This window comes from Agrobacterium bohemicum (assembly GCF_001562555.1).
Classification (GTDB): Bacteria; Pseudomonadota; Alphaproteobacteria; order Rhizobiales; family Rhizobiaceae; genus Agrobacterium; species Agrobacterium bohemicum.
In genome coordinates, this window is record NZ_KQ961031.1 from 93,913 (window position 1) to 114,291 (window position 20,379).

Below are 20,379 nucleotides of genomic sequence, written 5' to 3' on the forward strand. Positions count from 1 at the left end.
GAGATTTAAGTGTTGTCAGCGCGCCCAGCTAATCTCCCCCTTGTGGGGAAGATGTCCGGCAGGACAGAGGGACAGGCCCCACCCGCAACCCCAACGAACGGAAACCCCATGCCAAGCCCCACCGTTCCTCCACTCGGCGCCATCCTCGCGGCAAACGGCACGGCATTCTCCGTCTACTCCCGCCACGCCTCACACATCGACCTCTGCCTCTTCGACCCCACCGGCACCACCCAAACCGCCCGCCTGCCCATGCAGCGCGGAGCTGACGACATACACCGCCTCACCACCAACGCGCCCATCAGCACCCGCTATGGCTTCCGAGCGGATGGCGTCTACGCACCAGACCACGGCCTGTGGTTCGACCCGTCAAAACTCCTGCTCGACCCCTACGCCACACAGATCGACCGACCCTTCACGCATGACGCCGCACTCTTCACCTTCGGAACCGACACGGCATACATCATGCCGAAGTCCATCGTCTCGCAGCATCAGCCGGTTAAACGCCAGCCACCCCATTTTGCACCGGGCGGCCTTATCTACGAAGTCGCCGTCAAGCCCTTCACCATGCTCCACCCTGATGTGCCTGAAGCCATCAAGGGAACGGTCGCCGCACTCGCCCACCCCGCCGTCATCGCCCACCTCAAACACATCGGCGTCGATGCCATCGAGCTGATGCCCATCACCGCATGGATCGATGAGCGGCATCTTCCACCGCTCGGCCTCACCAATGGTTGGGGCTACAACCCCGTTGGTTTCATGGCCCTGGACCCGCGCCTCTGCCCCGGTGGCGTGGACGAGTTACGAAACACGGTCGCAGCGCTGCATGAAGCGGGCATCGGCGTCATCCTCGATCTCGTCTTCAACCACACCGGCGAAAGTGACCGCTTCGGTTCGACGCTGTCTCTGCGCGGGCTGGATAACCTCACCTATTACCGCCATATGCCAAATGATCCCGGCACGCTGGTCAACGACACCGGCACCGGGAATACCGTCGCCTGCGACCACCCTTACGTCCGCCAGCTTGTTCTCGACACCCTCCGGCACTTCGTGGCGCATGCGGGCATAGACGGCTTCCGCTTCGATCTCGCCCCCATTCTTGGCCGCACGGCAGATGGTTTTGATAGCGCCAGCGAAACACTGACCGCCATGCAAACCGACCCTTTGTTGCATGATCGGGTGTTGATCGCAGAGCCCTGGGATATAGGCCCCGGCGGCTATCAGCTCGGCAATTTCCCCCACAATTTCCTCGAATGGAACGACCGCGCCCGCGATGATCTGCGCCGTTACTGGCGTGGCGATGACGCTACGACCGGCGCGCTGGCCGATGCGCTCGCCGGCTCCTCGCCCATCTTCTCCCGCCACGACAGAACCGAAACCCGCAGCGTTAATTTCCTCGCCGCACATGATGGTTTCACCCTGTTCGATCTCGTGTCCCACGCCCACAAACACAACGAGGCCAATGGCGAAGACAACCGCGATGGCCACAATGAAAACCATTCCTGGAACAACGGCGTCGAGGGGCTGACCAACGATCCAGCCATCCATGCCGCCCGCATCAACGACGTCAAGTCGATGCTCTCCACGCTATTTGCCACGCGCGGAACCATCATGCTGACGGCAGGCGATGAGGGTGGTCGCAGCCAGCAAGGCAACAACAATGCCTATTGTCAGGATAACGAGATCACATGGGTCGATTGGTCAGCGCTTTCGCCGGAACTGATCGAACATACGGCTTTCCTGTCCAATCTGCGCAGGCGCTTCAGCGCTTTCAGCGACATGAATTTCTTTTCGCCCCATACCGATGACGTCTCCTGGCTGTCACCATCGGGAGAGCCGATGAACGCGACGGACTGGGAAAAGCCGGAAGGCACGCCGCTCTCCGTTCTCGTCAAAACCCATGACAGCCTGACCGATGACCCTGTCCGGCTTGCCATTCTGTTCAACCGGACCCACGCGGTCGTGCCGTTTTCACTGCCCGGCGAAGGTTGGCAGGCTATCGGCACGAATTTCGGAAATCCCGCCCACCTGCCTGCCCGCTCAGTCGTCTTCTATCTGCGGCCTTGAATGCTGCATTGCAAAAAGGCCATTGTTCTTTAGGCCCGCCCCTGTAGAGTTCGGCACGTCAAAGCGTTCAAATGCCATGTCTTCGCGAGGAACCATGCCCAAAGAAATCTCTCTGGCTGACGTTAAAGACCTAGTCGGCTCCGAAGTCGGAGTATCGGACTGGATCACCGTCGATCAAGCGATGATCGACGCCTTCGCCAAGGCCACGCTCGACGACCAGTTCATCCACACAGATCCCGAACGCGCCAGGAACGAAAGCCCCTTCGGCGGCACCATCGCCCACGGCTTCCTCACGCTGTCCCTGCTCTCGGCCATGAACTACAGCGCCCTGCCGAAAATCCGCGAACAAACGATGGGCATCAATTACGGCTTCGACAAACTCCACTTCGTCGCCCCCGTCAAAAGCGGCGCGCGCATCCGCGGCCACTTCACACTCGCCGAAGCCCGCTTCCGCGGCGGTGCCATGCTGATGAACACCTATGATGTGACGGTGGAAATCGAAGACGAAAAGAAACCAGCTTTGACAGCGCGGTGGACAACCATCAGTCAGTTTAACCCCGAGGATCGGCCGGAAGACGTGTGACGCGCGCAGCATCGTGTTGCGTTCGCCCTCACGGTCCCGCTAGCGAACATCCATTGCGCACAACGTTTTCTTCCTGACTGGCCGGAACCTGTCCCCGCTATACGCGTTGAAGGCTACACGCCTTGAGGGGGGACAATTCAATGGCACAAAATATCACGCAACCGGACGATTCCGCAGAGCCGAAAACTGAGCTCAAACGCGTCATCGGGCCGGGGCTGCTGCTTCTGTTTATCGTGGGAGATATTCTCGGCACCGGCATTTACGCGTTGACCGGACAGGTCGCGGCGGAGGTCGGCGGTGTCGTCTGGCTACCATTCCTCATCGCCTTCGGTGTCGCGCTTCTGACCGCCTGTTCCTATCTGGAACTGGTCACCAAATATCCGAAAGCCGCAGGGGCAGCGCTTTACACGCACAAGGCCTTCGGCGTGCATTTCATCACTTTCCTCGTCGCCTTCACGGTCATGTCGTCGGGCGTTACATCCGCCTCCACGGCGTCACGGGCCTTTGCCGCCAACTTCACCACCGTCACCGGGTTTGACTTCGGTGCCTTCGGCGTCACCGGTGTCGCCATCGCCTTCATTGTCGCAATTGCGCTCATCAATTTTCGCGGCGTAGGCGAAAGCGTGAAGATGAATGTGGTGCTGACCATCGTTGAACTGACCGGCCTCTTGATCATCATCGGCATAGGCTTTTGGGCCATCGGCAATGGACAGGGCGACGTTTCCCGCGTCTGGACATTCGAGCCTGCGGGCGAACATGGCGTCATCTGGTCCGTGGTCGCCGCAACGACGCTCGCTTTCTTCGCCATGGTCGGCTTCGAGGATTCGGTCAATATGGCCGAGGAATGCAAGCAGCCAGCCCGCATCTTCCCCAAGGTGCTACTCGGCGGCCTCGCGATCACCGGCGTCATCTATGTTCTCGTCGCCATTTCCGCTATAACGCTGGTTCCGGCAGCAGATCTTGGCGAAGGCGAAACGCCCTTGCTGAAAGTGGTGGCCGCTGGCGCACCCAACTTTCCCATCGGCATTTTCGGCATCATCACCATGTTCGCGGTGGCCAATTCCGCCCTCATCAACATGATGATGGCCAGCCGCCTGATCTATGGCATGAGCCGCGAAGGCGTCCTGCCCCCCGCACTCGGCAAGGTCCACAAGGCCCGCCAGACACCCTATATCGCCATCGTCTTCACCTCGATCATCGCCATCGGCCTCATCGCCTTTGCAGGCGGCGTCCCGGCCCTCGGCGGCACCACAGCGCTGCTCCTGCTTGGCGTCTTCACCATCGTCAACGTTGCCGTACTGGTGCTGCGAAAGGACAAGGTCGAGCACAAACACTTCCGTACCCCCACCATCCTGCCCATCATCGGCGCCGTCAGTTGCTTCTTCCTCGTCGGACCATGGACAGGGCGAGATATGGTGCAATATTCCATCGCTGGTGTGCTGCTGTTCATCGGCGTGTTGTTGTGGCTGGCGACGATCAGCTTCATGAAGATGCAGGAGAAGGCGGCGTAACAGGCGTAACAGGCGTCACACGCCCCCACTCCGTCACCCCGGCCCTGAGCAAGGGTCCAGCGACCTGATGTCCGTCAGGTCAAAAGACTCTTTCAGCTCAAGGACTTGGCCTGACTGGATCCCGGCTCAAGGCCGAGATGACGGAAGAGGGAAATGTCACCTACATTCCGCCATACGCAAAAGATCGCAGTGTCGCCAAGCATAGTTGCAATCCGCCGCAACAGTGATACATCGAAATTCCGGCTCCCATTTCAAAAGGAAATCATATGCCGGACTTTTCCACTCTCATGCTTTTTTCCGCCGCAGCACTCGTTCTGACAGCGACGCCCGGTCCCGATATGTTGTTGATTGCCTCTCGCAGTGTCAGCCAAGGCCGGTCCGCCGGTTTTCTGACATATGCGGGAATAGCCGTCGGCACGTATTGCCACGCGCATGCAGCGGCACTCGGTCTGTCTCAGCTTTTTCTGACTGTTCCCGTCGCTTATGAGATCGTGCGATGGGCGGGCTGCGCCTACCTGCTATATCTCGCATACAAGACCCTTCGTGCAAAAAGCTCAGCCTTCGCGCCATCGGCAGGTCTCAAAAAACTTTCGACCAAACGAATCTTCACGGAAGGGTTAGCGACCAATCTGCTGAACCCGAAAATGGCACTGTTCGTGCTGGCGCTTTTCCCGCAATTCATCGATCCGAATGGCAGCTCCCTGCTGGTTCAGATGCTCCTGCTCGCCAGTATTTTGAACGGCATCGGTTTTCTGGTAAATGGCGCCGTAATTATTCTGGGTACGAGCATCCGCAATCGTCTGTCCGCAGTCAGCCGTTTTCCCAAGCTGCCGCAATATCTGCTGGCGACAGTTTTTACAGGCCTCGCATGCCGCTTGGCACTTGGATCAAGAAACTAACGGACACACAAGAGTGGCTGTGGCATGCGCGACAGCCTCAGTCTTGCGAAGCCCCCGCATCCCGCGCGCCCTCTTCCAGCAACCCGAACACATAGTCCGCAAACGAGCGCCAGCATTCCACCCGAAACGTGTCTTCCGCCACGCGCAAGATCACCACTTCCGCCTTGCCTAATACCGTGCGCGAGCAGGCTCCGACCGGGAACACACCAAGTGACAAGTCCTGCGGGCAGCCAGCGTTCAGCGTGGCCTCCGCGCCTTCGCCGGACACGGTGATGGCCGTGTTGCGGTGGGAGACGTCGGTGGCGGAGTGGGGGGCGGAGACGGTGGCGCAGGCGTCGAGCAGGTTGCTTTCGCCCTGGTCGATCACCAGCCATTCGTCCGGGCCCAGCCAAAGTGCGGCACGCAAAGCTGAGGTTGTGGACGTCTTGGGGGCCTGCGGCATGCTGATGTCCAGTGCCTGCGAAAGCTCGCTGACAGCATCCGCCTTGGCGCGCAGCGCCAGTCGGTAAGCGGGTGCCGCCATCTTGATGGAGACGGTTGCGGAACCGGCGCGCGCGCCCTCCAGAACCAAAGTGCGGTTTGCCATTGCGATATCAGCCATTGATGCGGCCTCCTTCCTTGTCGAAGAACACCATGTCCGTCACCTCAACTGCAATCGTCTTGTCGGCCAGTGGAATGTAGAGCGTTTCACCCATCCGCGCCCGGCCACCGGCCACCAGCCCGAAGGCGATGGAACGGCCGAGATTTTCGGACCAGTAGGATGATGTCACATGGCCCAGCATCGTCATCGGCTTCGGCTGGTTCGGATCGACAACGATCTGCCCGCCCTCTTCCGGCACATCATGCGGATTTTTCGGCAGCAGACCAACCAGTTGCTTGCGGCCCTCGCGCTTGAGGTCCGGGCGTTGCAAACCGCGAATACCGACGAAATCGGTCTTCTTCTTGGACACCGCCCAACCAAGTCCCGCATCGTCAGGCGTTACCGTGCCGTCCGTATCTTGCCCGACGATGATATAGCCCTTTTCGGCGCGTAGAATATGCATGGTCTCGGTGCCATAGAGGCAACCGCCAACGGCCTCGGCGCGCTCCGCAATCGTCTTCCAAACCGCCGGACCGAAATCGGCTGGCACGTTGATTTCGAAGCCGAGTTCGCCGGTAAAGGACACGCGGAACAGTCGCGTCGGCACACCACAGATCGTACCTTCGGAAATCGCCATATGCGGGAAGGCGTCGGGCGAAAGATCGATACCATCCACCAGTGGCGCGATCACCTCACGCGCCTTCGGCCCCTGCACCGCAATCACCGCCCATTGTTCGGTAGCGGATGTCAGCCAGACATTCAGGTCCGGGAATTCGGTCTGGAGATAGTCTTCCATGTGCTGCAACACACGCGGCGCACCGCCTGTTGTCGTCGTCACATGGAAACGGTCCTCGGCCAGACGCCCAACCACACCGTCATCGTAAACGAAGCCGTCTTCGCGGGTCATGATGCCGTAGCGGCAGCGGCCGGGCTTCAGCGTGTCCCAGGCATTCGTGTAGAGCAGGTTGAGGAACTTGGCCGCATCCGGGCCGACCACCTCGATCTTGCCGAGCGTGGAGGCGTCGAACACGCCCACCGTCTCGCGCACCGTTTTGCATTCGCGGTTCACCGCCTGGTGCATGTCTTCCCCGCCACGCGGATAGAACCACGCACGCTTCCAGTTGCCCACGTCTTCAAAGGCGGCACCGGCGGCCTCTTCCAGCGCATGCATCGGCGTCTTGCGGGCGGGGTCGAACAGCTTCCCACGCGAATGGCCCACCAGCGTGCCGAAAGTCACCGGCGTGTAGGGCGCACGAAATGTCGTCAGCCCCACCTTGGGCAAATCGCGCCCCAGCGCTTCGGATGCGATGGCCAGACCATGCATGTTGGACATCTTGCCCTGATCGGACGCCATGCCGTTGGTCGTGAAGCGCTTGATATGCTCGATGGAATGCATGCCCTCGCGCACCGCAAGGCGGATATCCTTGGCGCAGACATCGTGCTGGAAATCGATGAAGGCTTTGACGTTGTCGCCTTCGCCCGCCCCTTCCGCCGCACCAATCATGCCGCCGGTCCACACATGCGCGTTGCTGGCGGAAAACTCTGCCTTACCACCACCCGCAGATGCGGCCTCGGCAATCAGGGCGTTCAGATCATCCGTGCCGTTGCAGGCACCGATGGAGATGCAATTCTGCACATGTACATCCGGCAGAAAACGCTGGTTTTCCGCATCATATTTCAGCTTGCCGCGCGATTGCGAGAAGAGATGCACGGATGGCGTCCAGCCTGCGGAAACGATAAGCGCATCGACCTTGATCTTGCGCTTCGAAGACCCGCCATTGCGACCGACGGTGATGGAGGAGACCCGCAGACGACCAGCCGTATCATACACACTGTGGCCCGCCAGCACCTCGATGCCCAGCGCCCGCGCTTCGTCCAGAAGCTTCGCATTCGGGTTTTCACGGCAATCGATTATGGCGGCAATCGCCACCCCTGCCCGTTTCAGATCGAATGCGGTCTCATAAGCAGAATCATGAGCGGTGTAGACACCCACATTGTGGCCCACGGCCACGCCGTACTGGTTGAGATAGGTGCGAGCCGCAGAGGCCAGCATGATGCCGGGGCGGTCGTTGTTTGCAAACACCATGTGCCGCTCGATAGCACCCGTCGCCATCACCACCTTCTTCGCCCGCACCTGCCATAGCCGCTCACGCGGCTCATGTCCCGGCGTCGCAAGGTGGTCGGTCACGCGCTCGGCCAGCGCTATGAAATTGTGGTTGTAATAACCGAAGACGGTCGTGCGCGTCAGCACCTGCACATTGGGCATGGCTTTCAGTTCGGCCAAAGTCCTCTGCGCCCAGTCGTAGCCGTTGATACCGTCGATGGTTGTGCCGGTATCGAAGCGAAGCGCACCGCCAACCTCCGGGTTCTCATCGGCCAGAATAACCTTCGCGCCCGTCTTGGCCGCAGCAAGTGCTGCCGTCAGACCGGCCACACCGCCGCCTGCCACCAGCAGGTCGCAATGGGCGTAACGGCTGGCATAATGGTCGCTGTCGCCTTCCTTCGGCGCATTACCCAGACCAGCTGCACGGCGAATGATCGGCTCATACAGCTTGTCCCACGCGGCCTTCGGCCACATGAAGGTCTTGTAGTAGAAGCCCGCCACGAACATCGGCGAAAAGAAGTCGTTGACCGCGCCAACATCGAAGGACAGTGACGGGAATCGGTTCTGCGAAGACACGATCGCCCCATCGAACACTTCCTGCACCGTGGCGCGCACGTTCGGCTGCTTGCGGCTGCTGTCTCTGGACACATCGATCAGCGCATTCGGTTCTTCCGGCCCGGCGGAGAGAAACCCGCGCGGACGGTGATATTTGAACGAACGGCCAATCAGATGCACGCCATCGGCCAGCAGCGCAGAGGCAACCGTGTCTCCCTGCAAAGCCGTGTGGATCTTGCCGTCGAAGGTAAAGCGCGCAGTGCGCGCAGGCGTCAGGCGACCAGCGCCTTTGATGCGATACGCGCCGCTCATCGGGCTGCTCCTTCATGTCCGGCCAGAACCGTGGCCTCGTCCGGCTTCGGCTCGCCCGCCTTGTACGTCAGGTGGATCTTGTCGGTCACGGAATGGCGCGCCGCATTGAAGAACCGTCCACAGCCGTGGATATGCCGCCAGCGCTCGAACACGATGCCCTTGTCATTGTCGCGCATGAAGAAATATTCAGCGAATTCCTCGTCCGAAATGGCAGAGATGTTTTCGGGCCGCGCAATATGCGCCTCTCCCGCCCAGCGGAATTCCAGTTCGGAGCGCTCTTCTTCACAATATGGGCAGCGGATCAATAACATCGTCGTTTCACCTAAAGAGAGCTTTCCGGAATCACCGTTCCGGCGGGTTGGTCACACAGGCGCTTTCCCATCGTCACATAGGGAGACAACCTTTTTATCAGGTCTTCATAATTGGCGTAGGCTCTGAACGCATCGCCCCGGCCGACATTGATGATCGCCATCGCCATGAAATTGGTGTCGATGTTGATCGGATATTCGTTCTCACCCTCGGCATTTTGCGGCACGAAATAAACCAGCTTCTGGCCCATGCTCGGCGCACACATCAGGTAACCTTCGTCAGCCGTAAACGGCCAGTCGGCCTCCCCTTGCGCCTTGCGGATCGTCTGCACGCGAAAATCCCCCGCCTCCGGCACAATGCTGTTGACCGTCAAAGGTGACGATCCCAACGCTGCGCTCAGAAGAACGGTTGCCATCATCAATGCGCCACCGCCGCCGCCGCCGCCTCATCGATCAGCCGTCCAGAACGGAACCGCTCCAGATTGAGGCCTTCCGCCAGCTTGTGCGGCTCACCGCGCGCGATCAGATGCGCAAACAGATGCGCAGACCCCGGCGTTGCCTTGAAACCGCCCGTGCCCCAGCCACAATTGACGAAAAGGTTCGGCACCGGCGTCACGCTCTGGATGGCGGACCTGTCAGGCGTGTTATCGGTAATGCCGCCCCATTGGCGCATCATCTTCACCCGGCGGAACATTGGGAACAGCTCGCAGATCGCATCCAGCGTGTGGGTGATGATCTGCAAACCACCGGTCTGGGAATAGGAATTGTATTGGTCCGTGCCAGCACCAATCACCAGCTCACCCTTGTCGGATTGCGAAATATAGGCATGCACCGTATTGGACATGACAACGCAAGGGAAAATCGGCTTCAACGGCTCCGATACCAGCGCCTGCAACGGGTTGGAGGCAAGCGGCACCCGCACATCCGCCATCTTCATGACGACAGACGAATGCCCCGCAGCCGAAACGCCGATCTTCTTGGCGCCGATAAAGCCGCGATTGGTCTCCACGCCCGTCACCGCACCGTCAGGTCCGCGCCTGATGGCGGTCACTTCACAGTTCTGGATCACGTGAACGCCGCGATCGGATGCCGCGCGCGCATAACCCCAGTTCACCGCATCATGCCGCGCCGTGCCGCCCCGGCGCTGAAGCGCTGCACCATTGATGGCGTAACGCGCATTGGCGGAAATATCGAGCGGCGGACAGTAGGCCTTGGCCTGTTCGGGCGTCAGCCATTCATTGTCAATGCCGTAGAGCCTGTTGGCATTGATATGGCGCTTGAAGCTCTGCTGGTCATGCACGTTGTGCGACAGCATCATCACGCCACGCGCCGAATACATCACATTGTAGTTGAGATCCTGGCTCAGGCCTTCCCACAGCTTCAGGGAATGCTCGTAAATGTCCATGCTCTCTTCATAGAGATAGTTGGAGCGGATGATGGTGGTGTTGCGCCCGCTGTTCCCGCCGCCGATCCAGCCCTTTTCCAGCACCGCAATGTTGGTAATGCCGTGTTCCTTGGCAAGATAATAGGCCGCACCCAGCCCATGCCCGCCACCACCGATAATGATGACGTCATAGTCCTTGCGCGGTTCGGGAGAAGCCCACTGCGCATCCCAGCCCTTGTGCCCACGCAAAGCCTCGCGAGCGACGGCGAAAACCGAATATTTGCGCATTGGCGAACCACTCCTGAGAAAACCGGCTCGATTATTCCGGCACCATCATACACATGACAAATCAATACCGACTGCAATGTCCATTTTGCGACGCGCCCACATAAAGTATCGACATTGCCAAAACCAAAGTGAACGGCGCGGCCCGAAACGCCTTTCCCGAAACGCGCTGACGCATATTGTCGAGCCCGAAAACTTTCACTAATGGTATATCGATATTGAAAGTTCTTGCCAGAGTTGAGAATTGCCATGCGCCTGCTTCGAAAGCCCGTCGATGACCTCGCTCTATCAGTGGTCTGCGTATGTACCGCCATCTATCTCCTGTCGGCAGCCTTCAGCATGGTCGCGGCACCGCCCACGGAGCCATGGATCAAATTTCTGTTTGAACCGTCGCTGGAAACGCTCATTGACATGGGCATTGGCGGCAGCCTGCCCCTGCGCCAGCTCGATATCTGGTCGCTGATAACCTCGACCTATCTCCATGCGGATATCGTGCACATCGGCCTCAACGCCATGTGCCTGTTCGCATTTTTCCCTGTCGTCACACGGCAATATGGCAAGGCCAAGGGTTTCGTCATCTACACTGCCGCTGGCATCGCAGGCAGCCTGCTGTCAGCGGCAACAGGCGAGGTCTATTCTCTGGGTGCATCAGGCGGCGTTGTCGGCCTATATGGCGCCATGGTCGCCTACGGTATCAGCAGTGACGATCCCGCGCGCTGGGCACCGGTCAAGGCGGAAGCGCTCTGGGTCGCGGCCAATTTCGCATTTGGCCTTACGCTTTCCGACAGCATCAGCAACGCCGGACATTTTGGCGGTTTGCTGGGAGGTCTCGCGGCAGGCCTGCTCATCGGCCCCGCCAAAGGCGAGACGACAGCTTTTTTCCGCTCGAAGGCATCCTTGACCTGCATGGCGCTCGTCGGTGCATTTCTTGCCGTCAGCCTCTCCCAGGGAGCATGGGCCACCTATCTGGCCGTGAAGGATCGCCCCGCCTACGACGCTCGCCTTGCGGCCCGGCGGGCAGTGGAACTGGATGAGATGATCCGAAAATCGCCGAACGATGCTGCGTCTCTTCTCGCCCGCGCCAACCAGAGTTATTCCCGCAAGGACTGGAACGCAGCCTTGACGGATTTGGACGCCGCCGTCTCCATCGACCCCACTTTTGAAGCGCTTTATTTCAAAGCATCCAGCCTTTATATGCTGGCGCGCTACGACGAGGCACTGAGGGTGTACGACACGCTGGTGCAAAGGTTCGAGCCCAGGATCCCTGTCCATTATTTTAGGGCAGCGACCCAGGAGCAACTCGGCAATCCTGAAGATGCAAAATCTGATTACAACGAAATCATCACGCTTGAGCCAACCGATGCAGACGAATTCCAGATGCGAGCAACAGTCTTCGGCCTCTTGGGAAAAATGGATGAAGCGTTGGAAGACTATAATCGCTCCATCGAACTCGATGGCAGCATTGCTGGCGTCCATCTTGATCGAGGATCGCTCCTAGCGACCCGCGCGCAATACGAAAATGCCATTGCCGATTATGATCAGGCGCTGCTGCTGGAACCTCAATCGACCCGAGCTCGTCTCTTGAGAGCGGAAGCTTTCACGAACATGAGCCAATATCAGAAATCAATTGAAGACTACACAGACGCTATAGATAACGGCGTCAACGACTCTACGGCATGGAATGGTCGTGCTTGGGCTTATTATAAACTCGGGCAACAGGCACAAGCACTTGCTGACGTGGAAAAATCCCTGGCTCTCGCTCCGGAATATTCCGCCGCATTGGATACTCGTGGCCACATTCTTGAGGCAACAGGCCAGCGCGACAAAGCAATCGCAGACTACCGGGCAGCACTTTCTAAAGATGCCAAAAACACCAGCAGCCTAGAAGGACTGGCTCGCCTTAACGCGCAATAAAGGCCCGAAAACGTGCATTTTCCCTTGCGCATTTGCGTTAACGGCTGGACTTCACAAAAATGATCTGATATTGCACCACACCAATCGCGCGGCCACACGGCCAACCGAACGATTTTTTGTTTGCTTGCGAATGCCACTATTCACACGGCAAAATAACCAACCAAAGGAACGGGATTCACGTGCAGGTACTAGTCCGCGACAACAACGTTGATCAGGCGCTTCGCGCTCTCAAGAAGAAGATGCAGCGCGAAGGCATCTTCCGCGAAATGAAGATGCGTGATTTCTACGAGAAGCCTTCCCAGAAGCGCGCTCGTGAAAAAGCTGAAGCCGTTCGCCGCGTTCGTAAGCTGGCCCGCAAGCGTATGCAGCGTGAAGGTCTGATTGCAGGCCCACGTCCAGCACCTGGCCGCACGTAAGGCCGTTTTTTCGACGTTTTTGAATGCTTATGGGGCGGGGGCGATTTTTTCGCCGCCGCTCTTTGAGTTTAAAAGCTTGGAACGGGCTTGGTAGAGGGAACCCAAATCGCATGAACGCTGTTGATACCCGTCAGTCCAGAAATCCGTTTGCGATCTCAAGCGGCGTATCTCAGAGAAAAAAAATGCGAATTAGTTCTTCCCTGTTTGTGTGTGGGGTCCTCGTGGCCCTGTCCGGTTGCGCCACCTCGTCGCCAACCAACGATGTTTTCCAACTGGACCGCGCGCAAGGTTCAACGGAAAATATTACGTCTCTGACCTCGGTCATCAACGCCAACCCGCAAGACCCTGAAGGCTACAATGTTCGTGGCTCGGCCTACGGCCGTGCTGGCGATTCGAAACGGGCCATCGCGGATTTCGAGCGCGCCTTGCAGCTCAATCCACGTTTCTACCAGGCATATGCCAACCGTGCGCTCGTTTATCGCAACAGCGGCCAGCAGCAGTTGGCCTTGCAGGATTACAATTCCGCGCTTCAGATCAATCCAAGCTACGACGTCGCCCTGATCGGTCGCGGTAATCTCTATCGCCAGACGGGTCGCGTCAACGAAGCCTTCAACGACTTCTCGGCTGCCATCAACCTCGACACGACCGATGGTCGCGCATGGCACAATCGCGGCCTGATCTATCAGCTGCGCAACCAGCATGCACAGGCCATCGAAGATTTCTCCAAGGCCATTTCGCTCTCGCCGAACTCGCCTGAGCCTTACAATGGCCGTGGCATTTCCTACGTCGCGACGAACGACGATGAAAACGCCTTCGCAGATTTCAACCATGCGATCGCGCTCGATGGCGACCTTGCCGAATCCTGGGCCAACCAGGCACTTGTCTACGAGCGCCGTGGCGAAAAAGACAAAGCCGCCAAATCATACGGTCACGCCGCCCGCCTAGACCCAAAATACAAACCCGCCGTCGATGGCCTTGCCCGCACCCGCGGCGCAACACCGGCGTAAACGACAGCAGTCACATACACAAAGAAAAGCCGGAAGCATTGCTCCCGGCTTTTTTGTTGTAAAGCCCTCCCCAACCATCACATCCTTAAGCGGCGAGTTCTTGCGCTAATGCCCGCCCAGCCAAGCGTGCGATATGCAGCAGGCGGTCGAGGTCGAGCCCCCTGCGGGCCTTGGCGGAAAGACCTGTCATGGTGGTGCCGATGAAATCCGTCAGGCGTTCCGCATCCTCCGGGTGGCGTGCGGCAATGTACGTGCAGATGACAGCCTCTGCAGCCGCGTGGAAGACACAAGCAGCCGCGCGCGCTTCCTCGTCATTGCAACGGGTGCCTTCCAGCACAAGACAGCCAGCGGCTGTCGGATCAGCAGCATAGAGCCGAGCGGCTTCTTCCAGCAGCAACGCGACGCATTCGGCCACCGGTCGGTCGGGTCGCAGGATATCGGCAAGAGGAATGGCACCTGTTGCCGCGTAGCGAACTAAAACGCGGTCATAGAGGCCGGCTTTATTGCCGAAGGCAGCGTAAAAGCTGGGCGGATTGATACCGAGCGCTTCTGTGACATCCGCCACGCTGACAGCGTCATAGCCTCGCGCGTGGAACAGGTGTTGGGCAACGGCCACGCCCTGATCGGGATCAAAACGGCGTGGACGGCCACGCGGCCGTACAGTATTTGTAGTGTTCATTACAAAAATCTCTTGACGAATACTTCCAAGCATTTATGTAGCATTCATTAAATTAATTCTCAAGGAGCCCAGATGTTAACTTTTCAAGGAAAATCCGTTCTGGTACTCGGCGGCAGCCGGGGTATCGGAGCAGCCATTGTGCGCCGGTTTGCGGCAGAAGGCGCTGTCGTGACCTTCACCTATGCGGGCTCACGGGATGCGGCAGATCAACTGGCTTCTGAGACGGGAAGCAAGGCAGTTTTGACAGATAGCGCCAACCGAGATGACGTTATCACGCGAGTACGCGAAAGCGGCCCTCTGGACATATTGGTGGTCAATGCCGGGATAGCCATTTTCGGCGACGCTCTGGAACAGGATCCTGACGCGATAGACCGACTGTTTCAGATCAATATCCAGGCACCCTACCACGCCTCGGTGGAGGCAGCGCGCCAGATGCCAGACGGTGGACGGATCATTGTCATCGGCTCGGTCAATGGTGACCGGATGCCCGTCCCTGGCATGGCGTCCTATGCGGTCAGCAAGTCTGCCCTACAGGGCTTGGCGCGAGGGCTGGCGCGCGACTTTGGCCCTCGCGGTATCACGATCAACGTCGTCCAGCCGGGACCGGTCGATACCGACGCAAACCCGGAGAATGGCCCGATGAAAGACCTCATGCACAGCTTCATGGCCATCAAGCGCCATGGGCGGCCTGAAGAAGTTGCGGGAATGGTCGCCTGGCTTGCAGGCCCCGAAGCTGGTTTCGTGACCGGGGCGATGCATACGATTGACGGTGCGTTTGGCGCTTGATGATGAAACGCGAGGGAAGCCGAAGTCCGCGACCCTCGCCAGCAATACGGCCTAAACTCCCTCATCCCTATCGGCAATGTACCCACCCGTCTGCCGCTGCCAAAGCTTGGCGTAGAGCCCGCCTTTCGCCAGAAGGTCGGCTGGTGTTCCCTCCTCCACGATCCGCCCCTTATCCAGCACGATGATCCGGTCCATCTGCGCGATGGTCGACAGGCGGTGGGCGATGGCGATTACCGTCTTGTCCGCCATCAGCACATCCAGTTTTTCCTGAATGGCCGCCTCCGATTCACTGTCGAGCGCGGATGTCGCTTCATCGAGAATGAGGATGGGGGCGTCTTTTAAAAGCACGCGCGCAATGGCCACGCGCTGGCGCTGGCCGCCTGACAGCTTGACGCCGCGGTCTCCCACGAAAGCATCGTAACCTCTCCGCCCCTCGGCATCAGTCAGATCGGCGATAAAGCCATCGGCCTGCGCTGCCCTCGCCGAAGCATCGATGGCCTCAACAGAGGCATCCGGCTTGCCGTAGCGAATATTGTCGCCCACGGAACGGTGCAGCAGCGAAACATCCTGGGAAATGACGCCAATGTTTTCTCGAAGACTGGCCTGTGTGACGGAGCGGATGCTTTGCCCGTCGATGAGAATGTCACCCTTATCAAGCTCGTAAAACCGCAAAAGCAGGTTCACAAGCGTCGTCTTGCCTGCACCGGACAAGCCCACCAGTCCAACCTTTTCACCGGCTGCGACCTTGAGCGTCAGATTTTCGATCACCGTTTTTTCTGAACGGTAGGCAAAATGAACATGGTCGAAACTGATCTCGCCGCGCGTCACCGCAAGTGGGGCGGCCTGCGGCGCGTCTACGATTGTCGGCGGCGTCGTCATGACAGGCATGGCGTCACGAATGGTGCCGATGGCCTGAAAGATTTGCTGGCCCATATCCAGAAAGGCCCGCGCATTCGCCGAAAGGCGCTGTGTCAGATAGATGGACCCCGCGAACTGACCCGTGCTGACGAAACCGTCGACCATGCCCCAAAAGCCTATGCACAGCATGGCGATCCACAAGGCGACATTAAGAAGGAGAATAGCTGTGCTCGTCGTCAAATAGACGCGCCGTTCTTTCTGCTGCGTTTCGATGACCTCGGAGAAAACCTTGCGCAAGGCGCCGGCCTCGCTGTCTTCGGCGGCAAATTGCTTGACCATCTGGATGTTGCTGTAAAGATCGGTCATCGACCCGACCAGCAAGCTTCGTTTTTTGGCAGAGCGTTGGGCGAACTTGGAAAATTTCGGCACTGCCAGCACCGCGATCAGCACACTGAAAACGATCCAGACGAGAACGGGCAAGGCCAATGGCCATGCCACTGTGCTCAACAGCACAAGCGAGCCGACGAACTGGACCACAAAATACGGTATCGAGTAAAAGGCAACGGTTACCTGCTGCTGAACCGCTGATGCAACCTGAGCAAGCCTTGAAGCAACCTGTCCGGCAAACAGATCATGGAAGAAACGCAGGTCCTGACGCTCCACCGCCTTGTGCCCCTGCCACTGAATGGCAGCGGGCATACAGACGGCAACAGTCTGCGACGAAAGCGTATTGACCATGAACGAGATGAGCGGCTGTACCGGAAAGAGCAGAACGACCATGACGGCAAGCAAAGGCCAGTCTTCGTGCAGAAATGCCGCTGCACCCTTCGTCGTCACGCCATCGACGATGGCCGAAAAGCTCCAGATCAGGAAAAGGTTGGTCGCCTCCATCAACATCGCAAACATCGAGATCGCGATGAGAACACCGCGAAACATCCGCACAAAATGCATCAGCAGATGAAACGGCCCCTGCGAGGGCAGCGGCTTGTAGGGAATTTCAAGGGGTCGGATCAGCCGCTCGAACGGGCGATAGACGAAGTCTGAAAAAGCCATGGTACCAAACAGTAAAACTGACAGGGAAAGGCGACTGCATCGAGAATCGCCAATATCTAACCATGAATTGCCGCAGGAGACAAAAACTTATCGTAGATTGCAAAAAGAATATCGGGCGCGGGAGTTTTCCCTCCCGCTGCCGTCTTATACTGTGAAGTTCAACGAAGCAGCACGAAACCGGCAATCGTCAGAATGAAAAACACGAGAGCGCCACCGAAAAAGCCGCCGGTGGTGAAAAATCCGACAGCCATGGCAATCATGAGCACCGTCACCATAATGGTGACGTACTTCGTTGCGGCCAGGAAGCCATTATAGGTCTTCTCGTGCTCGGGATAATTCATCGGTGCGCCGACTTCGGCTGGACCTGTGTGGTGTTCGCTCATTCCATTTCCCCTCTCGTAAATCCAACGATCTTGCCCGTTACATCACGCGCGTGGCGTGTTCTTCACACGACAAAATCTTGCAGAAAGCTCCGACACGAGACGTAACATAGACTGGCTGAAAAACGCAATGGATAGAGCAAGCGCGAGCACCCGAGATACGGCACTTCAGACAGGATGCGAAAAACTGTGCAGCCCGGCAACATATACGTCGCTAACTCTTCACAAATGCCCAGTTTACATGGCGTAACGCGCTATCCCAGTTGCATTTCGCAAAACCACCTCCTACACGAAATAAGTGGAGGACGTCCGTAGCTTTGATCGGGCACGGTGTCGGCATTGTCATATGCAGACAGCCAAGGGATATTCCTGCGCATAAAACCCGCAAAGGGATCGAGGAGGGGAAAGAATGAAGGCTCTTTTGAAAGTCAGCGCCCTTATTGACTGGTTCAGTGAGGCGATGGGCAAGTTTGCAGGCTATCTTGTGTTGATTTGCTGCCTCGTCAGCGCAGGCAACGCCATTGTGCGTTACCTTTTCAATTATAGTTCGAACGGCTGGCTGGAAATCCAGTGGTACATGTTCGCCTTCATCGTTCTCGTGGGCGCGTCCTATACATTGCGGATGAACGAACATGTGCGCGTGGACATTATCTATGGCGCGATTTCAGCGCGCACCCGCCTGTGGGTCGATATCATCGGCATCGTCTTCTTTCTGCTTCCCGCATGCTTTTATCTGGCATGGCTCAGCTGGCCAATGTTCCTGCTGTCCTTGCAACAGAACGAGGTGTCATCGAATGCGGGCGGGCTTATCCGCTGGCCGGTGAAATTCATCATCTTCGCGGGCTTTGCCCTTCTGGTCCTTCAGGGAATATCCGAACTGGTGAAGCGCATCGGCGCGCTGGGCGGGCACTATATGCTCGACACCAAATACGAAAAACCGCTCCAGTAACACAGGCGCAGATCGCTAAGGATATTTCCATGTTCGAATACGGTATTCTGCCGCCACTGATGTTCCTGGGCATGATCATCTTCATGCTCTACGGTTTTCCCGTGGCGTTTTCGCTGGCCTCGGTCGGGCTTCTGTTCGGCATCATCGGTATTTTTACCGAGCATTTTTCGCCTGCCTTCCTGCAAGCCCTGCCGCTTCGCATTTTCGGCATCATTTCCAATGATCTGTTGCTGGCAATCCCCTTCTTCACCTTCATGGGTGCCATTCTCGAACGATGCGGGCTGGCAGAAGACTTGCTGGAGGGAACCGGCAAGCTGTTCGGCGCGATACCCGGTGGCCTTGCCTACGCCGTCATCCTCGTCGGCGCGATCCTTGGTGCCATCACTGGAACGGTTGCCGCGTCCGTCATCACCATGGGCGTCATCTCGCTGCCCATCATGCTGAAATATGGCTACAATCCCCGCCTCGCCACCGGCGTTATTGCGGCGTCCGGTACTATCACACAGGTCATTCCGCCCTCGCTGGTGCTGATCGTTCTGGCAGACCAGCTCGGCAAGTCGGTGGGCGATATGTATCTCGGTGCCATCGGGCCATCGATCCTGCAAATCACCATTTTCCTCCTTTTCATCTTCGTTATGTCGAAGCTGCGCCCGAAGGATTTGCCCGCCTTGCCGCCGGAAGCGCGCGGCGAGCTTAACCGCGCCCTGGTCTTCAAGGTGCTGGCGGGCATGGTGCCATCCATCGTGCTGATTTTCCTCGTGCTCGGCACCATCTTCATGGGTCTTGCGACACCAACGGAAGCAGGCGCGCTCGGCGTCGTCGGTGCCATGGCGCTGGCCGCCGCGCACCGCCGCCTGACATGGGATCTCATCAAGCAGGGCATGCACTCCACCATGCACATTACGTCGATGGTGGTGTTTATTCTGGTCGGCGCCACCTGCTTCAGCCTCGTCTTTCAGGGCATGGATGGTTCGCTATGGATCGAGCACATGTTGTCGGGCATCCCGGGCGGCCCGATCGGCTTCCTGATCTTCGTCAACATCTTCATCTTCTTTCTGGCCTTCTTCCTCGATTTCTTCGAGATCGCCTTCATCGTCATCCCGATGCTGGCCCCGATTGCGCAAGCTCTCGGCATCGACCTCATCTGGTTCGGCGTGCTGATCTGCATCAACATGCAGACAAGCTTCATGCATCCGCCCTTTGGTTTTGCGCTCTTCTACCTGCGCTCGATTGCGCCGCGTAGCGTCAAAACCTCGGATATCTACATAGGCGCGATCCCTTGGCTGGGCATGCAGCTCATCCTCGTCGCCATCGTCATCTTCTGGCCCGAATCCGTCACCTACTGGCTGGACAAGGCACCGGATGTCGATCTCAACACGATCAAGATCGAAGTACCCGCATTCGGCAATCAGGGCGGCAACACCATGCCCAACTTCGGCCTGCCACCCATGGATGGTGCACCCGCACAACCGGGCGGAAATGGCTTGCCGGGCATGCCGAACCTGAACGAACCGCCGAAGATCGGGCCGTGAGGCGAAACACTTGTTACGTGTGTGAAAACATATTATATTGGTGAAGTGGAAGGCAGAGCGCTAACTCTACCTTCCGGTTTACCTATAGTTTGAAATTGAGCCGGACAGTCATTGACCAGCCTGTCCGGCTTTTTCTCACGATAAACGTAATGCTCAGCGGCTTTCGCATCGCATCACCTCCACAGTTGAACAGCAAGGCCGTTGCCAAGGTCGGCGGGGC

General features: G+C 58.2%; 18 protein-coding genes. 10 read left to right on the plus strand and 8 right to left on the minus strand.

The genetic code is table 11. The features are described from left to right. The first annotated feature begins 108 nt into the window (after nt 1–108). The 4 genes from glgX to ATO67_RS15200 all read left to right on the plus strand — a co-directional run bounded on the left by glgX (nt 109) and on the right by ATO67_RS15200 (nt 5,057). Nucleotides 109–2,064 (plus strand): glycogen debranching protein GlgX, encoded by a 1,956-nt coding sequence (gene glgX / locus ATO67_RS15185; RefSeq protein ID WP_067650939.1) that lies wholly within the window; start codon nt 109–111, stop codon nt 2,062–2,064. A gap of 94 nt (nt 2,065–2,158) precedes the next feature. After that, complete coding sequence (locus ATO67_RS15190; protein WP_067650942.1) at nt 2,159–2,647, plus strand: MaoC family dehydratase; 489 nt, start codon at nt 2,159–2,161, stop codon at nt 2,645–2,647. 140 nt (nt 2,648–2,787) lie between these two features. Continuing rightward, nucleotides 2,788–4,158: an APC family permease gene (locus tag ATO67_RS15195; protein WP_067650945.1), complete on the plus strand. Its 1,371-nt coding sequence runs from the start codon at nt 2,788–2,790 to the stop codon at nt 4,156–4,158. A gap of 266 nt (nt 4,159–4,424) precedes the next feature. Next, nucleotides 4,425–5,057 carry a LysE family translocator gene (locus ATO67_RS15200; RefSeq protein ID WP_067650949.1) on the plus strand — a complete coding sequence of 211 codons (633 nt, stop codon included), beginning with the start codon at nt 4,425–4,427 and terminating at the stop codon, nt 5,055–5,057. Nucleotides 5,058–5,094: 37 nt separating this feature from the next. Here ATO67_RS15200 and ATO67_RS15205 read toward each other — a convergent pair whose 3' ends face one another. From ATO67_RS15205 to ATO67_RS15225, 5 genes are read right to left on the minus strand one after another with little or no spacing between them, the layout of a single operon-like run. Next, complete coding sequence (locus ATO67_RS15205; protein ID WP_067650952.1) at nt 5,095–5,658, minus strand: sarcosine oxidase subunit gamma; 564 nt, start codon at nt 5,656–5,658, stop codon at nt 5,095–5,097. Then, nucleotides 5,651–8,608 (minus strand): sarcosine oxidase subunit alpha, encoded by a 2,958-nt coding sequence (locus tag ATO67_RS15210; RefSeq protein WP_067650955.1) that lies wholly within the window; start codon nt 8,606–8,608, stop codon nt 5,651–5,653. The genes ATO67_RS15205 and ATO67_RS15210 overlap by 8 nt, the downstream gene beginning before the upstream one ends. After that, a complete protein-coding gene (locus ATO67_RS15215; protein WP_067650958.1) occupies nt 8,605–8,919 on the minus strand; it encodes a sarcosine oxidase subunit delta in 315 nt (104 codons plus the stop codon). The genes ATO67_RS15210 and ATO67_RS15215 overlap by 4 nt, the downstream gene beginning before the upstream one ends. Before the next feature lie 11 nt (nt 8,920–8,930). Beyond that, complete coding sequence (locus tag ATO67_RS15220; RefSeq protein WP_245304001.1) at nt 8,931–9,290, minus strand: hypothetical protein; 360 nt, start codon at nt 9,288–9,290, stop codon at nt 8,931–8,933. 44 nt (nt 9,291–9,334) lie between these two features. Next, the gene (locus ATO67_RS15225; protein ID WP_067650964.1) at nt 9,335–10,588 is read right to left on the minus strand and encodes a sarcosine oxidase subunit beta family protein; all 1,254 of its coding nucleotides are present in this window, start codon (nt 10,586–10,588) and stop codon (nt 9,335–9,337) included. 246 nt (nt 10,589–10,834) lie between these two features. On the opposite strand from ATO67_RS15225, the gene ATO67_RS15230 reads away from it, so the two are divergent. The 3 genes from ATO67_RS15230 (at nt 10,835) to ATO67_RS15240 (ending at nt 13,922) form a co-directional block, all read left to right on the plus strand. After that, nucleotides 10,835–12,499 (plus strand): rhomboid family intramembrane serine protease, encoded by a 1,665-nt coding sequence (locus tag ATO67_RS15230; RefSeq protein WP_067650967.1) that lies wholly within the window; start codon nt 10,835–10,837, stop codon nt 12,497–12,499. 179 nt (nt 12,500–12,678) lie between these two features. Next, on the plus strand, nt 12,679–12,915 hold the full coding sequence (gene rpsU / locus ATO67_RS15235) for a 30S ribosomal protein S21 (RefSeq protein ID WP_067650970.1): 237 nt from the start codon (nt 12,679–12,681) through the stop codon (nt 12,913–12,915). Between the two features lie 182 nt (nt 12,916–13,097). Then, nucleotides 13,098–13,922: a tetratricopeptide repeat protein gene (locus ATO67_RS15240; RefSeq protein ID WP_245304002.1), complete on the plus strand. Its 825-nt coding sequence runs from the start codon at nt 13,098–13,100 to the stop codon at nt 13,920–13,922. Nucleotides 13,923–14,007: 85 nt separating this feature from the next. On the opposite strand, the gene ATO67_RS15245 is transcribed toward ATO67_RS15240, so the two are convergent. Further along, on the minus strand, nt 14,008–14,601 hold the full coding sequence (locus ATO67_RS15245; RefSeq protein ID WP_067650976.1) for a TetR/AcrR family transcriptional regulator: 594 nt from the start codon (nt 14,599–14,601) through the stop codon (nt 14,008–14,010). A 72-nt stretch (nt 14,602–14,673) separates the two neighbouring features. Between ATO67_RS15245 and bdcA the strand changes: the two genes are divergently transcribed. Continuing rightward, nucleotides 14,674–15,387 (plus strand): SDR family oxidoreductase, encoded by a 714-nt coding sequence (gene bdcA / locus ATO67_RS15250; RefSeq protein WP_067650979.1) that lies wholly within the window; start codon nt 14,674–14,676, stop codon nt 15,385–15,387. A 51-nt stretch (nt 15,388–15,438) separates the two neighbouring features. Here bdcA and ATO67_RS15255 read toward each other — a convergent pair whose 3' ends face one another. Both ATO67_RS15255 and ATO67_RS15260 read right to left on the minus strand, forming a co-directional pair. Continuing rightward, nucleotides 15,439–17,298, minus strand: a complete 1,860-nt coding sequence (locus ATO67_RS15255) for an ABC transporter ATP-binding protein (RefSeq protein ID WP_067650981.1) — start codon at nt 17,296–17,298, stop codon at nt 15,439–15,441. A 158-nt stretch (nt 17,299–17,456) separates the two neighbouring features. Beyond that, a complete protein-coding gene (locus ATO67_RS15260; RefSeq protein WP_067650984.1) occupies nt 17,457–17,681 on the minus strand; it encodes an aa3-type cytochrome c oxidase subunit IV in 225 nt (74 codons plus the stop codon). A 406-nt stretch (nt 17,682–18,087) separates the two neighbouring features. On the opposite strand from ATO67_RS15260, the gene ATO67_RS15265 reads away from it, so the two are divergent. Together ATO67_RS15265 and ATO67_RS15270 are read left to right on the plus strand one after the other, a co-directional pair. Further along, the gene (locus ATO67_RS15265) at nt 18,088–18,627 is read left to right on the plus strand and encodes a TRAP transporter small permease subunit (protein WP_067650987.1); all 540 of its coding nucleotides are present in this window, start codon (nt 18,088–18,090) and stop codon (nt 18,625–18,627) included. A gap of 29 nt (nt 18,628–18,656) precedes the next feature. After that, nucleotides 18,657–20,159 carry a TRAP transporter large permease gene (locus ATO67_RS15270; protein ID WP_067650990.1) on the plus strand — a complete coding sequence of 501 codons (1,503 nt, stop codon included), beginning with the start codon at nt 18,657–18,659 and terminating at the stop codon, nt 20,157–20,159. Nucleotides 20,160–20,379 lie beyond the last annotated feature (220 nt).